This window comes from Paramixta manurensis (assembly GCF_013285385.1).
In the GTDB taxonomy this organism is placed as follows: Bacteria; Pseudomonadota; Gammaproteobacteria; order Enterobacterales; family Enterobacteriaceae; genus Paramixta; species Paramixta manurensis.
Map to the genome: position 1 here is coordinate 1939663 of NZ_CP054212.1, position 12971 is coordinate 1952633.

General features: G+C 47.7%; 19 protein-coding genes. 6 read left to right on the forward strand and 13 right to left on the reverse strand.

Annotation, left to right across the window (positions count from 1 at the left end; translation table 11 throughout):
- Window positions 1–9: 9 nt before the first annotated feature.
- Together PMPD1_RS09470 and rluE are read right to left on the reverse strand one after the other, a co-directional pair.
- Complete coding sequence (locus tag PMPD1_RS09470; RefSeq protein WP_173633801.1) at window positions 10–342, reverse strand: lysozyme inhibitor LprI family protein; 333 nt, start codon at window positions 340–342, stop codon at window positions 10–12.
- Window positions 339–1001: a 23S rRNA pseudouridine(2457) synthase RluE gene (rluE, locus tag PMPD1_RS09475; protein ID WP_173633802.1), complete on the reverse strand. Its 663-nt coding sequence runs from the start codon at window positions 999–1001 to the stop codon at window positions 339–341. The genes PMPD1_RS09470 and rluE overlap by 4 nt, the downstream gene beginning before the upstream one ends.
- A 101-nt stretch (window positions 1002–1102) precedes the next feature.
- Between rluE and icd the strand changes: the two genes are divergently transcribed.
- Window positions 1103–2353, forward strand: a complete 1251-nt coding sequence (gene icd / locus PMPD1_RS09480; protein ID WP_173633803.1) for an NADP-dependent isocitrate dehydrogenase — start codon at window positions 1103–1105, stop codon at window positions 2351–2353.
- A 99-nt stretch (window positions 2354–2452) separates the two neighbouring features.
- Here icd and PMPD1_RS09485 read toward each other — a convergent pair whose 3' ends face one another.
- A complete protein-coding gene (locus PMPD1_RS09485; RefSeq protein ID WP_173633804.1) occupies window positions 2453–2794 on the reverse strand; it encodes a hypothetical protein in 342 nt (113 codons plus the stop codon).
- A gap of 294 nt (window positions 2795–3088) precedes the next feature.
- Between PMPD1_RS09485 and PMPD1_RS09490 the strand changes: the two genes are divergently transcribed.
- Window positions 3089–5101 (forward strand): hypothetical protein, encoded by a 2013-nt coding sequence (locus tag PMPD1_RS09490; RefSeq protein WP_173633805.1) that lies wholly within the window; start codon window positions 3089–3091, stop codon window positions 5099–5101.
- Between the two features lie 167 nt (window positions 5102–5268).
- Here the strand turns inward: PMPD1_RS09490 and PMPD1_RS09495 are convergent, their stop codons facing one another.
- The 6 genes from PMPD1_RS09495 to PMPD1_RS09520 all read right to left on the reverse strand — a co-directional run bounded on the left by PMPD1_RS09495 (window position 5269) and on the right by PMPD1_RS09520 (window position 8313).
- The gene (locus tag PMPD1_RS09495) at window positions 5269–5562 is read right to left on the reverse strand and encodes a contact-dependent growth inhibition system immunity protein (RefSeq protein WP_173633806.1); all 294 of its coding nucleotides are present in this window, start codon (window positions 5560–5562) and stop codon (window positions 5269–5271) included.
- A gap of 346 nt (window positions 5563–5908) precedes the next feature.
- A complete protein-coding gene (locus tag PMPD1_RS09500) occupies window positions 5909–6202 on the reverse strand; it encodes a hypothetical protein (protein ID WP_173633807.1) in 294 nt (97 codons plus the stop codon).
- 314 nt (window positions 6203–6516) lie between these two features.
- Window positions 6517–7002 (reverse strand): Hcp family type VI secretion system effector, encoded by a 486-nt coding sequence (locus tag PMPD1_RS09505; RefSeq protein ID WP_173633808.1) that lies wholly within the window; start codon window positions 7000–7002, stop codon window positions 6517–6519.
- Window position 7003: 1 nt separating this feature from the next.
- Window positions 7004–7525 carry a hypothetical protein gene (locus tag PMPD1_RS09510; RefSeq protein ID WP_173633809.1) on the reverse strand — a complete coding sequence of 174 codons (522 nt, stop codon included), beginning with the start codon at window positions 7523–7525 and terminating at the stop codon, window positions 7004–7006.
- Window positions 7506–8021 (reverse strand): DUF2778 domain-containing protein, encoded by a 516-nt coding sequence (locus PMPD1_RS09515; protein WP_173633810.1) that lies wholly within the window; start codon window positions 8019–8021, stop codon window positions 7506–7508. The genes PMPD1_RS09510 and PMPD1_RS09515 overlap by 20 nt, the downstream gene beginning before the upstream one ends.
- Window positions 8022–8139: 118 nt before the next feature.
- On the reverse strand, window positions 8140–8313 hold the full coding sequence (locus tag PMPD1_RS09520) for a hypothetical protein (protein ID WP_173633811.1): 174 nt from the start codon (window positions 8311–8313) through the stop codon (window positions 8140–8142).
- A gap of 243 nt (window positions 8314–8556) precedes the next feature.
- On the opposite strand from PMPD1_RS09520, the gene PMPD1_RS09525 reads away from it, so the two are divergent.
- Together PMPD1_RS09525 and PMPD1_RS09530 are read left to right on the forward strand one after the other, a co-directional pair.
- Window positions 8557–9051 carry a GNAT family N-acetyltransferase gene (locus tag PMPD1_RS09525; protein ID WP_173633812.1) on the forward strand — a complete coding sequence of 165 codons (495 nt, stop codon included), beginning with the start codon at window positions 8557–8559 and terminating at the stop codon, window positions 9049–9051.
- A gap of 214 nt (window positions 9052–9265) precedes the next feature.
- A complete protein-coding gene (locus PMPD1_RS09530; RefSeq protein ID WP_173633813.1) occupies window positions 9266–9475 on the forward strand; it encodes a DUF2767 family protein in 210 nt (69 codons plus the stop codon).
- 27 nt (window positions 9476–9502) lie between these two features.
- Here PMPD1_RS09530 and PMPD1_RS09535 read toward each other — a convergent pair whose 3' ends face one another.
- Window positions 9503–10057, reverse strand: coding sequence for a hypothetical protein (locus PMPD1_RS09535; RefSeq protein ID WP_173633814.1), 555 nt, complete (start codon window positions 10055–10057; stop codon window positions 9503–9505).
- A 73-nt stretch (window positions 10058–10130) separates the two neighbouring features.
- Window positions 10131–10460, reverse strand: a complete 330-nt coding sequence (locus tag PMPD1_RS09540; protein ID WP_173636171.1) for a hypothetical protein — start codon at window positions 10458–10460, stop codon at window positions 10131–10133.
- A 223-nt stretch (window positions 10461–10683) separates the two neighbouring features.
- Between PMPD1_RS09540 and PMPD1_RS09545 the strand changes: the two genes are divergently transcribed.
- Together PMPD1_RS09545 and PMPD1_RS09550 are read left to right on the forward strand one after the other, a co-directional pair.
- Window positions 10684–10863 (forward strand): hypothetical protein, encoded by a 180-nt coding sequence (locus PMPD1_RS09545; RefSeq protein WP_173636172.1) that lies wholly within the window; start codon window positions 10684–10686, stop codon window positions 10861–10863.
- Window positions 10864–10992: 129 nt separating this feature from the next.
- Window positions 10993–11217 carry a YgdI/YgdR family lipoprotein gene (locus tag PMPD1_RS09550; RefSeq protein ID WP_173633815.1) on the forward strand — a complete coding sequence of 75 codons (225 nt, stop codon included), beginning with the start codon at window positions 10993–10995 and terminating at the stop codon, window positions 11215–11217.
- Window positions 11218–11237: 20 nt separating this feature from the next.
- Here PMPD1_RS09550 and PMPD1_RS09555 read toward each other — a convergent pair whose 3' ends face one another.
- On the reverse strand, window positions 11238–11921 hold the full coding sequence (locus tag PMPD1_RS09555; RefSeq protein WP_173633816.1) for an MBL fold metallo-hydrolase: 684 nt from the start codon (window positions 11919–11921) through the stop codon (window positions 11238–11240).
- A gap of 24 nt (window positions 11922–11945) precedes the next feature.
- Window positions 11946–12869 carry a muramoyltetrapeptide carboxypeptidase gene (gene ldcA / locus PMPD1_RS09560; RefSeq protein WP_173633817.1) on the reverse strand — a complete coding sequence of 308 codons (924 nt, stop codon included), beginning with the start codon at window positions 12867–12869 and terminating at the stop codon, window positions 11946–11948.
- Window positions 12870–12971: the final 102 nt, after the last annotated feature.

A 12971-nucleotide genomic window follows, 5' to 3' on the forward strand; every position in this document is an offset into this window, starting at 1 on the left:
CGTAGGGGCTTAAAGGGGGCGATCAATGGCGTTATAAACCTTATCCAGTTCTGCGATACGGCGATCGTAGCTGGCTTTCAGGCAACTGACATCGCTACCGCAGCGTTGGCGATTGGCAAGCCATTGCCGTTGTTGGTCCTGCATATTGCCGCGTGTACCCATTGCGAACAGGCCGGTAAGAAAACGAAACTTGGTGGTCATTTCCACATCTTTATCATTCAGTACGCGATTGGCGCAGATGGCTTTTTCATCTGGGGCGGTGGCTTGTTTGCAGCTAAAGCTGGCGGCAAACAGCGGAAGCGGGAGCAGGGCGGTAATAAGTACCAGGGCGGCAGCTTTCATGATTCCTCCGGATAGCGAATTTCGCGCCACTCGCCGGGCGCTAACCCATCAAGCGTAAGCGACGCCATAGTATGGCGGATTAAACGTAGCGTCGGGAAACCGATATGTGCGGTCATACGGCGTACCTGACGATTTCGACCTTCATATAGCGTTATCTTTAACCAACTGGTGGGAATCGCCTTCCGTTCCCGGATCGGCGGCGTGCGCGGCCATAGCCAGGCCGGTTCCTCCACCCGCTCGACGCCAGCCGGTAAAGTAGGGCCATCTTTCAGATTAACGCCATCCCGTAGCGGTTGTAACGCTTGTTCGGTTGGTTCCCCTTCGACCTGTACATAATAGATTTTACCGGTTCGCTTACCGGGCTGCGTTAAGGCCGCCTGTAACGCCCCATCGTTGGTCAACACCATTAGCCCTTCGCTGTCACGGTCAAGGCGTCCGGCGGCGTATACCCCGCTTACCGGTATATACGCTTTGAGCGTGACGCGACCGGCTTCATCGGTGAATTGCGGCAACACATCAAAGGGTTTGTTAAAAATAATGACACGCCGTGGTCCTTTATCGGTGTGGTTAACCGGGTTCGGGCGGCTGAATCGTTTAACGCGGTGATTTTTAACGAGAGTTTTTCGCATGGGCTTTGCAGTTAGGGACAATGGGCGCATTATAGCGCGAAATCGCAGTGATTGGCGCGCGCGCAATATTCAAGTAGTATTGAGCCGCATCTTACAAATCATTAACAAAAAAGCGCTCGAAGGAGAGGTTAATGGAAAGCAAAGTAGTTGTTCCGGCGGAAGGTCAAAAGATTACCCTTGATCAGGGGAAACTGGTGGTGCCAAATAATCCGATCATTCCTTTTATTGAAGGTGATGGTATTGGTGTCGACGTCTCTCCCGTCATGATCAAAGTGGTGGATGCCGCTGTGAAAAAAGCCTACAACGGCGAGCGAAAAATTTCCTGGATGGAAATTTACACCGGTGAAAAATCAACCCAGCTCTATGGTCCGGATGTTTGGCTACCAGAAGAAACTCTCGAACTGATTAAAGATTACCGCGTGGCGATTAAAGGCCCGTTAACCACGCCGGTTGGCGGCGGTATTCGTTCTTTGAACGTGGCACTGCGTCAGCAACTCGATCTGTATATCTGTCTGCGTCCGGTGCGTTACTACCAGGGCACGCCAAGCCCGGTGAAACGTCCGCAGGATACCGACATGGTTATCTTCCGTGAAAACTCTGAAGATATTTATGCGGGTATTGAATGGAAAGCGGGTAGCGCGGAAGCCGATAAAGTCATTAAGTTCCTGCAAGATGAAATGGGCGTGAAGAAAATCCGTTTCCCGCAGCAGTGCGGTATCGGTATTAAGCCGTGTTCTGAAGAGGGAACTAAACGCCTGGTACGCGCGGCAATCGATTATGCGATCACCAATGATCGTGAGTCGGTAACCCTGGTGCACAAAGGCAATATCATGAAGTTCACCGAGGGCGCTTTCAAAGACTGGGGTTACCAGTTGGCGCGTGAGGAGTTCGGCGGTGAGCTGTTGGACGGCGGCCCGTGGGTGAAAATTAAGAACCCGAATACCGGTAAAGATATCATCATTAAAGATGTGATTGCCGACGCCTTCCTGCAACAAATCCTGCTGCGCCCGGCGGAGTATGATGTGATTGCCTGTATGAACCTGAATGGCGACTACATTTCTGATGCGCTGGCGGCGCAAGTTGGCGGTATCGGTATTGCTCCGGGCGCTAACATCGGTGATGAGTGCGCGCTGTTTGAAGCCACGCATGGTACCGCGCCGAAATATGCCGGTCAGGACAAAGTGAACCCCGGTTCAGTTATTCTGTCGGCAGAAATGATGCTGCGTCATATGCAGTGGTTTGAAGCGGCGGACTTAATTGTTAAGGGTATGGAAGGCGCCATCGCGGCGAAGACCGTCACTTACGATTTCGAGCGTCTGATGGATGGCGCTAAGCTGCTGAAATCTTCAGAGTTTGGCGACGCGATTATCTCTAATATGTAATCGTGATTGTCCCGAACACTCCGGTTATTCTTATGATTAATCGGGGTGTTTTCTCTCTCCAAAAATCTTTCTGCAAAACACCTGCTCTAGCCCGGTAAGCTACAAATCAGCATATTCCAGAATTTCTTCCCCCATAAGGGTACAGTCCAGGCCGGAATAGTAACTGAACCGCATTCTGTACTTTCCTTTGTAGATGTAGCCCCACGTTTCCAGCACATCAAACTTCTGAGAAGGGTTCTGTGGGTTTGCTGTCTGAGCCAGGGGAGTAACTTTGTCATCAATGGTTATCCTTTCATCGTTATTGCGATAAAAAGATAAAAGCTTTCTGGCATCTTTTAACGCATTCTCTTTGCAGGTCATTGAGGATTTCTGCCCGGCTGCGAAAGCACCGAAGGTGGTCAGAATAAGGCTTACAGCTAGTATGTTTTTAAGTGTTGTCACTGTGAATGATGAAATGCCCAGCCCGATTTGCCATTTTCTGAAAGTAGTCGGTTACTGCCAATTCGGCAAATTGAAGAGTCACGAAAATAGGCATTACAGGGTATCTGCAGTGTCCGATAATGCAAAGCCGCTATCAACACCCATTGCGCACCCGGTGCACCATGTTAGCGGTTTTTTATTTTATTCTGTCAGTAGATTAATTTTTATGTGAAACCAGAATAAAAAATCTGGATTGTAGCGATCGGATATCGCTCATTCACTGGTGTGTATTTTACAGCTAGCAGGAAATTCTAAATGTCGGGATTAAAGGTAGACATCATTCATTCAAAAAACGTTGACGTTAATGGCGTACTGCCAGAAGACGATTGCGCCACCGCTGCGGGAGCGGCGCAGGTACATGCACAATCAGCGACCGGCGCCGCATCAAGTACAAAAGCGGCCAGCGTAGCAGCAAGTCATGCTGCGCCGGTTGTTGGTCAGACAAAGCAAAATATATTAAGTCGTGTTGAGCATGGCGCGCCATTCCCATTATATGAAGAAACTCAGGGGATAACCGGAAATATTCTTGACGGAACACATTCGGTCTCTGACGAAAAAACAATGCTGCCTCTGGGGCGTTTCACCAGCACGCGATGGGCAAGAAATCGCGGCGGAAAATCATCATTCACGGGATTCATGCTAAAAGGGCAGGGTTCCCATGGAACAATAATAAAACATCCTGCATCAACGGGGGTGGGTGATCATATATTTGCAGATAATATTTATAATTCGTACATTGGCGGATTTACACTCGATAATTCTGATTTAACACCGGGAACGGATCAGGGGAACAGTAGAAACGGGCAGGTGTGGATCACAAAATCAGAAGATACACAATTTGACGATATAGCGTTCGCGGGTGGTGATGTATTGTCGTTTGTGCTCGGAGAATGTAAAAATATTCTCAGCACAAATTTGAAAGTGGATTTTCAGTATCGTTACCCTACCGGTTATTCAAAGTCCCCGTTAATTGTTGGTGATTTTTCAGAAAAATGCATATTTATGGGTGGCTATGTGCGCAGTATGAGCCGCGACGGAAAAAACATTTATACCGGAGATTTAGCAGATAACGATCAAGCAAATGATTCAAAATGGGCGTTTATTAATTTAATTGGCTTGCATTGTTCCGTTAAACTTTCAATGAGTGCGGCGATGTGGCAAGAGGGGGAGCACGCACCGAATAACGCTCACTTCATCGGCATGAATTACTATGGACATGGCATAGGTCACGGTATTTCTGAGCGGGCGATCGGGACTGATATTGGTTGTTCGACGCGCGATACTCAAGGTCGCGGCGTGTGGAATCTGAATTGCTATTACGGCATCGGTGGGCATTTTTTTGATATTAAAGGCGAGAATACAAATTTCGCATCTCAGACTCGCGGCGCGATTTATAGTGATAACGCGCGCATGACCGTCAGTGTTGGTCAGCATTTTTTGGGTAATACGCGTGACTTTGCTGATTACTCTTCCGGAACATCCGAACGCGCAGGCGGGATGTTTTCGGTTGCTGATAATCTATCCAGTTTATTTTATGTAGGATCTGCCAAACCTTCGCGGCATCACGGTATTACATCGAGTCGCATGGAACGAGAGGCGACAATAGTAAATTCGGGGCGGGGTAATCACTTTGTTTTAATGAATACGCTCAATATCGGGCCGATCGGTAAACTCTCTTCGGCCCCCGGATCGGTGACGGATATTATTGGGTGTACGTTGTTCACCGATCAGGCTGATTCATTATTAGTACAGTCAGGTACAGCATACAGTAATTTTAAAAGTTGTGTAATTCGTGGCTACGCGTCAATCGGGGAGTCATATACAAATGCGGGCTATACAACATTTGAGTCCTGCACATTTTTTGACACTACGTTCACTGATGATGATTTGCAAAAAAGCCGCTATATAAACTGCGTGTTCACTAACTGCGTCAATGCTCCGGACGTATGCGGCCTGAATTTTAAAGCTGATTCGGCTGTCCGCCCTTCTTCTGCCCGATTCGAAATTAAGGTTACCGATGGTCAGGTGGTAAAAATCCCTACGTGGCTTGTCGAAGCGCGTGGGATTTATGACATCAAAGTAGGCGGAAGAAGAGAAGATAACGACTATCTTAAAGCGACAATTTCGAAGAAGCGATCTCGAACGAATGCTGTCGTGTCTGCCGTTGCAGAATCAACACCCGGCGCAATAACTGTCGCATGGCCACCCGATGCTGCAATCGAGTTGCATTTTTCGAAAGGGGGCAACTACAACATCAAGATCGGCTAGTAATGAGGAATAAAATCGCCGAATGGTTGGCGTTAACCTGCTGAACTCAAGCGAGTTTGGCGATGCGATTATCGCGCATATGTAATCAGTTAGACTGAGTGCATGATAACGGGAGTCAACAGGCTCCCATTTTTTATCGGGCTTATTGCGGGGCTGTTTTTATGGCTTCACAGAGTTTCTTTACGATTTATACTGGCATAAAAGAGTGCCAGAAACTCTTTAGCAAATTCTGGTGAAATGTCGTTTGGCCATCGCTCTGAAAACTCCTTTTTTATTTCGTTTTCATCGTGAGTCAGGAAAATCTCTATGTCTTTTTTTAAAAGTTGCAGATCTTCGTCTGTGGATTCGTTCACGTAAACTTCAATGGCCTCTTCAATTGTATTGGCCCCGGTAATCACATCAAAGTCCTGGTTGAAAGTACCCAGGATACATAGGTCAAGTTCTGGGGTGATGGGTATCATTTTTTAATCCGGAAATGCAGTTAATATGTAATAGGGCTTTCCGTGAAACGCTTGATATTTTAGCGCAACGCGTATCCGGGTTGTTCTGACTGCGCCGATTTCGCCAGTGCTATAAGAAACCCGCTTTCGAGCGGGTTTCTATCTGTAAACTGATAGCCTGAAATCTACGGTTTATCGTCTGAATGCAAGATAAATTTATAATTTACCAAGCCAAACAGTACGCCGGTGATTAGCGTTTTCAAAATTTCTTTAATGGAAAATAACGCATCAAATATTGCGTAATTTATCATCAACAGAATGGCGGTAAAAATTATCGCGCTAATAACAGCTTTTTTGGCTTTCCTGCTTACCACCAACATGATGCACCGTAGGTAAAAGCAGCCAAACCGGCTCCTGAGGCCGCTCCGGCTAACCATCCTGGAATCGACCCGATAACCGGAACGACTGTTCCACCACTAAAAGCACCCACAAGGCCGCCGGTAATTGCCGAGGCGGCCATGTCTTTTGTCAGGTCAGATAAGTTGCACTGGCCAAACTTTTTAGCCATTGCATTTGCAATATCAAGGCTCACAGCCATTCCGTAATATTCTGCACCACTGCCGGAAATAAGATTGCGTTCAGAAAAATTGATTAACTTCATAAAAATTCCCTTTAGTTAATGTTAATGACTTCAGCGGTGTTTTTATCAAAAGTTAGAAATTTTTATTGTGACGAAGATATCAAGCTAATATCGTAATTTATTGATATTTCATAAATAACATTATAATTTTTGCCAGCAGAAACAGAGAAACAACATTTTTACGCATTGTGAGATTTTAAATGACGTCACTCTTTCATCTTTTAAGCGCCGACCGCATCTATCTGCGCCAAGCGCAGCATAGCGATGCTCAAATCCATTCAGGCGTATCGTTCTCTTCCTGAGGTCGCGCGTAATGGCGCACTGGCTATTATCGACTAACTTCTCACGTTCCAGTCGTCGGTGTATTGCACATTTCCATCAACATAACGCCAAGTGATCTTTTCGTACAACAGAGAAACCGATTCCATATGATTGATCTGTGAATTACCTGACATTTTAGCGTTTGGCATTCCAGGATTGACGCCTGTTACCTTCACTCCTTCAATGATCATAATAAAGTAGCACTCTTCTTGCCCTGCATAATTAATACGATACCAGCGTATTTCTGCGCTCTTCAGCGTCTGGCCTGTCGCAACCGCTTTGTAGAGATATGGACTGGAGCTATCAAACTCTTTTTCAATCATCATAGGAGAGTGTGAACGCTTGCCAGTGATCTTACCGTTTGCACTGTCTACGGGGATATTCAGCCCATGGCTAAAACCAACAATCTCAATACTCCCTTCACGATCCTGAACGTCTACAGAACCTTTAATATCGGCACTACCATCATCTTTGAGCCACATATAAGCGGGAATTGGCATTTTACAAGCTCCTTTTGATTGTGATTTTCTTCGTGATAAACCAGTAACAAGTAACGGTTATCAGTAAATTAAAAGCAACGACAGCTACCATAGAAAAGGTTGAATATGTTTTTCTCTCAGAAAAAATAGATTGATAGGGTAGGAGGCGAAATAGAACACAAAACAAGAGAGTGAACGCAAAAATTTTCGCAAACCGTCGCAACGTTGAGAACGCCCATTCTTGCGGGAGAGCAGATGGCTTAACTTTGTGTGTAATCGTGTTGTAAGCAGTAATAATTATGCTTAGGAGTGGAATACTGATCAGAGTGTTGATTAAGATACTAACGTAACCATGTAGCGATTCCCAGGCTTCTGTATCAGGTTCGCCCCATATTAAAGCGGTAAGCTCGTTTGCGCTTTGAAAATCGAATCGTCCCGCAATAAAATCAACCAAATCATCATAGGGAATTATCTTAGCAACGATGAGCATAATTGCAGCAAAGAGCACTATTTTGATTAAAAAACTAAGGGCATGTTTCGCCATTGGCGATCACCTCAATCATGCCGTATGCCTTTAACTTTTTCATGCAGGGAACATCTGTTTTTTGTGTTCTTAGCAGGGCATTACGTAGAGTATTGAAATCAGAATCATGCGGTAAGGTAATACATCCCTCTGATAATGTGCCGGGGTGTAAACGGAAGTTTCCGCGTTTAATGCCTTCGATCCATGTGTAATCGTCTATGCCCCAATCATCCCGCCATAATGCAAACCATTCATTATGTGTGAACGTAGAGCCCTTGTAATAGTGGTTCCATACATCCTTAGCACCTTTAATTATCTGAGATTTGAGCCCACCTTCCGGACGGTCAACAATCCAATATTTACCAGCAGGAATCGGCCCCACGCGCGGCTTCATGCCACACGCCCCGCGATTACGATAAATACCATCTCCGGAGAAAGCCAGAAATGTACCTATACCAGGAAAACTAAGCGGTGAGTAATCAGCATCATTAATTACAAACTTTCCATGTAAAGCCATAAACCACCTAACCTTGCGTTTAGTGGGGTTATTCTATAGGAGGGAGTGCTCTCTGAACCAGCCCATTTTAAAGCAAACAGTGCTGAGCAGCATTCTTAACCACCTCATCAAAACCTTTCTAAACGGCCCCGGTAATTGCCGAGGCGGCCATGTCTTTTGTCAGGTCAGATAAGTTGCACTGGTCAAACTTTTTATCCATTGCATTTGCAATATCAAGGCTCACAGCCATTCCGTAAGATTCTGCACCACTGCCGGAAATAAGATTGCATTCAGAAAAATTGATTAACTTCATAAAAATTCCCTTTAGTTAATGTTAATGACTTCAGCGGTATTCTTACCAAAAGTTAGAAATTTTTATTGTGACGAAGATATCAAGCCAATATCGTAATTTATTGATATTTGATAAATAACATTATAATTTTTGCCAGCAGAAACAGAGGAACAACATTTTTACGCATTGCGAGATTTTAAATGACGTCACCCTTTCATCTTTTAAGCGCCGACCGCATCTATCTGCGCCAAGCGCAGCATAGCGATGCTCAAATCCATTCAGGCGTATCGTTCTCTTCCTGAGGTCGCGCGTTACCAATCATGGACTGATTTTGAGCAACAGGATGCGGAGCGCATGCTGGAGCAGCAAGCCGGATTGGCTGTTAATCAACCGGGTAGTTGGTATCAGTTAGTGATTGTCAGTAACGCCACGGAATGCGTGATTGGCGATCTTGCGCTGCACTTTTGTGAGGATGACCAGCGCCAGGTGGAGTTGGGTATCAACCTGGCGCCGGAACAGCAGGGAAAAGGGCTGGCGGCAGAAGCAATAAGCTGCGTGTTGAAGTACCTGTTTGATGAGCTGAATAAACACCGAGTTATCGCCGTGACAGATGCGGAGAATAGCGCTGCCGCCCGCCTGCTGCGTCATAGTGGTTTTCGACAAGAAGGGCATTTTATTGAAAATGTCTGGTTCAAAGGGCGTTACGGCAGTGAGTACCTTTTCGCGCTTTTAGCACGCGAATGGCGCAACGCGAGATAAAAAAATCCCGGCTTGGTAAAAGCCGGGAGGGTAAAAAGGAAAGGGATAATAAAAGAATGATGAGTACCTAGCTTATAATTAGCCTCCTAATTATGCTTATCGAAATGTGCTTGTGGCTCTCAATCGCTCGATAACTGAGCATCAGGAATAATTTTTACCGGTACGCATTTCCCAGGTTCGCTCCTCTGTGCCAGGTTTATAGAGGAGGTATGCAATGAAACGAGATGTGTTAAGCGAAGAGTATTATGATGAAGTGTGCCGGGTTATCGGTGATGCGGTGATTGTATTAGCGGAGAGCGGCATGGATACCTCGCGTTCAACGTTAACCACGGTGTTAAAGCAGACGCGAATGAAACGTAGCGATAGTGACCGGGACGAGCAAAAGGTTCTGGAACATGCCATTCGTTTGGTCAAGCCTGACTGAGCACGCACTTATTCGTGGTCTCTAATGTCAGACATCGCTTTGTGGTAGTGCGGGAAAGGCGGTCACAAGGAAGTGTCGAATATGATCGAGGCACCATTCGCAATCATCCTGTTGCTGACAATAAAAGTGCAAGATGACGCGGTCATACTGCTGCGCACCGATGGTTAATGGCGCATGTCGCCAGGTTAACACCCCACGCGCGTAATTCACCATAGAACCGTCTGCGATGCCGTGTTGAATTTCCTGTTTTGCCAGATAAGCATAGAAAAAATCATCCAGCGCGGCGGTCTGTTGTTTAATGCGGGGTGACACGCCGGGACGAAAAGCAAAATCAATATAGCCGCCGATGCCATTTTCCAGCGCGCCGTAATCGCAGCCGAGCGTCATAAATAACCCCTCCTGCAAATTCACTTCTTCCAGTAAACGTTGCAGGTTAGCCGAGGCTTGCGCTTCAGGGATTTCATGGATGCGCTCGGTCTCTTTGGTGAGATCAATCCCGCCGTAATTAATACTGCCATCGGCGTGTACTTCCCGCGGATAGGGGAACAGATCGCTTTGCTGTTCAAACTCATCTCTTTCCATGGTGCTATCTCGCGTTAACACAGCGACTGAATACTAAGCATGCTAAGTGATTTTGGCCCTAATCCCCAGAAATTTATTCACAGGTATAGGTGATCATGGTGTTTTGCTGCGGATCAATAAGGCGAAATTGTTTATCGGACAGGCGCTGCGCCAGATAGCCCTCCTTCGTGACCGCGGCGGGAGTGTAGTGAAAACGATCCGTTGAGCGCAGTGGGCCGCTTTCAACCGTCACGTCATCTTTGCTGACCGAAAAGGCGTTAACCAAATCAAAAATGGTGCCGGTGGTGGCGCCCATCCGCTGGCCGTAAATAGTCGCGACTTCCCCGGCACACACCACCCCTTTGGGTGAGGAAGAGCAGGCTGCTAACAGAACAACACCGATTACCACCAGTACACGCAACATCATCACGCCTTCTTTCCGTTTATTCCGACGCGCAGCGGGCGTCTTTCCATTGTCACAACGGCACGCTTTCCCCGCCGCCATGTTAGTGATCATAGCACTTCCGGAACGAAGTCGGCAGTTGGCGTAAATTGGGTAACATCCGGCAGGATTAAGGGTGGTTTACCGCGGGCTGAAACGTTATCCTGAGCGGCATTATCAGTTTCCGGATAGGGGAAAAAGCGGGATGAAAGAAGAAGAGGCGAGCCTGATGATCATTCGCCACGCGATTGAAGAGCTGCCTGGCGAACAAAAACAACGAGTAACAGCCTGTATTGACGCGATAAAAGCAGTCATGCGCCAATATGAAACAGAAGAGGCCGGTATGGCGCTAATGCTGGTGGCGGCAGAGGTCGCGGCAGAGTAATACGCTTAGTGGTGAAAGGCTCGGAGTTTTCCGTAAGTCGCTGCTAACGGCACGGATCCCTAAAATTACCCGGCGTTGAACGGTAATCTTGTGCTAAACCCTATAGGAAACAGAAACAAGGAGCGCACCATGAAAAAGACGATTTTTGCCGTATCCACCCTCGCCATTGGCCTGTTTTTAACCGGCTGTGCTAACGATCATATTATGCATACCAATGATGGCCGTACCATTGTCACCGAAGGGAAACCGAAAGTGGATGACGATACCGGCATGATCACCTACAAAGATGCCTTTGGTAAAGAGCAGCAAATTAACCGGTCGGATATCAAGGATATGTCGCAGGTTGGTAATTAATTCCGCTTCTCAGGCGCCGGTTACGCCGGCGTCTGAGGGCGATGAGCGTGGCTTGACTCTCGCTCATCAAGCGTGAATTGTTCCGCATCATCAATTGCCGCCAGCCACTGCTCCAGCGTAACTTCTTGCCAGGAAAGATGACCCCACGTGTGACTCATCAGCACCACGTCCGGGCGTAAGGTACGGTAATGGCTCAGCGTCTGTGCTAAATCCGCCTGGTTACTCTCCTCACTGCGCACCGTTGCCCAACGGCCATGCGCTCGCGTCAACGTCGCGCCGACGAACAGATAGGTTTTCCCATAAGGTGAACGGTAGAGAAAACTGGTACTCCCCGGCGTATGTCCGGGCGAGGGCAACACATCAAAGTCGCCAAAATGTTGCTCGGCAAAGTTAAAGGTCGCGTCCGGCTCCAGTACCCGGCTCACCGGCCCGAGCGCACGCGTATGACAATAGAGTGCGCTATTAAAACGTTGCTGAAGTGTGAGCCCGATGGGAGAGGCTTCGTGCCAATGCGTGAGGTAATGGCGCATCACACCGCCGAGCTCTGCCAATGCCTCCAAATCTTGTGGGTGCCCAAGGCGAGAAATCACCAAATTGCCACGTGGATGACGCAACATAAAGCCATGCATCATGCGTTGTTGGTCTGGCGTTTCCTCAATAAATTCCGGCGTGGAGATCCACAAATCGTCATATAACGCTTTCATTGTTCTCTCCCGGCCTTGAAAAAATTAGCGCAAAATTGGATGCCCGGTGAGCGTTAATTGCGCCATGCCCTGATTTACCTGTACCTCGCCCTTGGCGCCAAGCGGTAGGGTGACCGTATCGTGGTCATGGCCGAAATCAAGCCCGCTAATCACCGGTAATCCGGTGATGTCCCGTACGGTTTGCCATACCGTATCGAAATTGAAACCATTGTCGTAATCAGTTAAGTTCGCCCCGGTGAAACTGCCAGTGACGATGGCGCGTTGCCGGGCCAATATGCCACTGTGATGGAGCTGCAGTAGCATGCGTTCGGTACGGAACGGGTGCTCATTCACATCTTCAATCACCAAAATGCCGTTATCCGGCGTGGGTAACCAAGGTGTGCCAACCAGCGTCATAATCATCGCCAGGTTACCGCCCCATACGGTGCCTTGTATCGGCGAAACATCCGGTGTTGCGCTTTGCCATTGCAAGGTTACTGTAGGCGATGTAATGGCGCGCCAAAAGTGTTCCAGCGTGAAATCAGATAAAGTCTCAGCGCCGAAGTTGCCGCTTAACATTGGGCCGCTAAAGGTGACTAAGCCGCTCTTCGCCAGCAGCGCCAGTTGTAAAGCGGTAAAGTCACTGTGGCCGCAAATGATCGGCATCTTTGAAGAAAATCGTTGCCGTAAGCCCGCAAAATCAACCTGATCCAATAGGCGCGTGACACCGTAACCGCCACGAATCGCCAAAATAATATCCGGCAAATGATCGAGCCGCGCCAGACCATTAATATCCTGTAAACGCTCGGCGTCGTTACCGGCAAAGCGCTGAAAGCGGCGCGTTATCGCCTCGGTATTTTCTACCGTATGACCCCATTCACGCAGACGTGTGACCGCACGTTCTGCGGCAATTTGGTTGTGGCAATAACCAGAAGGCGCAATCAATCGGATAAGGTGCGAAGTAGACATAAGCGTAAATTTTCTCCGTTAATGCGTGCAATCCCGACGAAGTGCGTGAAGATCCGCAGTAAGGTGGTGAAACGGCTTTCCCGCGTGGTGTCGCAGACAGAA

Coding starts and splice junctions, on each gene's coding strand:
- PMPD1_RS09505 (WP_173633808.1), bottom strand. CDS start 7,002: ATGCCAATTCCCGCTTATATGTGGCTCAAAGATGATGGTAGTGCCGAT.
- PMPD1_RS09525 (WP_173633812.1), top strand. CDS start 8,557: ATGCTCAAATCCATTCAGGCGTATCGTTCTCTTCCTGAGGTCGCGCGT.
- icd (WP_173633803.1), top strand. CDS start 1,103: ATGGAAAGCAAAGTAGTTGTTCCGGCGGAAGGTCAAAAGATTACCCTT.
- PMPD1_RS09490 (WP_173633805.1), top strand. CDS start 3,089: ATGTCGGGATTAAAGGTAGACATCATTCATTCAAAAAACGTTGACGTT.
- rluE (WP_173633802.1), bottom strand. CDS start 1,001: ATGCGCCCATTGTCCCTAACTGCAAAGCCCATGCGAAAAACTCTCGTT.
- PMPD1_RS09550 (WP_173633815.1), top strand. CDS start 10,993: ATGAAAAAGACGATTTTTGCCGTATCCACCCTCGCCATTGGCCTGTTT.
- PMPD1_RS09545 (WP_173636172.1), top strand. CDS start 10,684: ATGAAAGAAGAAGAGGCGAGCCTGATGATCATTCGCCACGCGATTGAA.
- PMPD1_RS09510 (WP_173633809.1), bottom strand. CDS start 7,525: ATGGCGAAACATGCCCTTAGTTTTTTAATCAAAATAGTGCTCTTTGCT.
- PMPD1_RS09535 (WP_173633814.1), bottom strand. CDS start 10,057: ATGGAAAGAGATGAGTTTGAACAGCAAAGCGATCTGTTCCCCTATCCG.
- ldcA (WP_173633817.1), bottom strand. CDS start 12,869: ATGTCTACTTCGCACCTTATCCGATTGATTGCGCCTTCTGGTTATTGC.
- PMPD1_RS09520 (WP_173633811.1), bottom strand. CDS start 8,313: ATGAAGTTAATCAATTTTTCTGAATGCAATCTTATTTCCGGCAGTGGT.
- PMPD1_RS09555 (WP_173633816.1), bottom strand. CDS start 11,921: ATGAAAGCGTTATATGACGATTTGTGGATCTCCACGCCGGAATTTATT.
- PMPD1_RS09530 (WP_173633813.1), top strand. CDS start 9,266: ATGAAACGAGATGTGTTAAGCGAAGAGTATTATGATGAAGTGTGCCGG.
- PMPD1_RS09540 (WP_173636171.1), bottom strand. CDS start 10,460: ATGTTGCGTGTACTGGTGGTAATCGGTGTTGTTCTGTTAGCAGCCTGC.
- PMPD1_RS09470 (WP_173633801.1), bottom strand. CDS start 342: ATGAAAGCTGCCGCCCTGGTACTTATTACCGCCCTGCTCCCGCTTCCG.
- PMPD1_RS09495 (WP_173633806.1), bottom strand. CDS start 5,562: ATGATACCCATCACCCCAGAACTTGACCTATGTATCCTGGGTACTTTC.
- PMPD1_RS09515 (WP_173633810.1), bottom strand. CDS start 8,021: ATGGCTTTACATGGAAAGTTTGTAATTAATGATGCTGATTACTCACCG.
- PMPD1_RS09500 (WP_173633807.1), bottom strand. CDS start 6,202: ATGAAGTTAATCAATTTTTCTGAACGCAATCTTATTTCCGGCAGTGGT.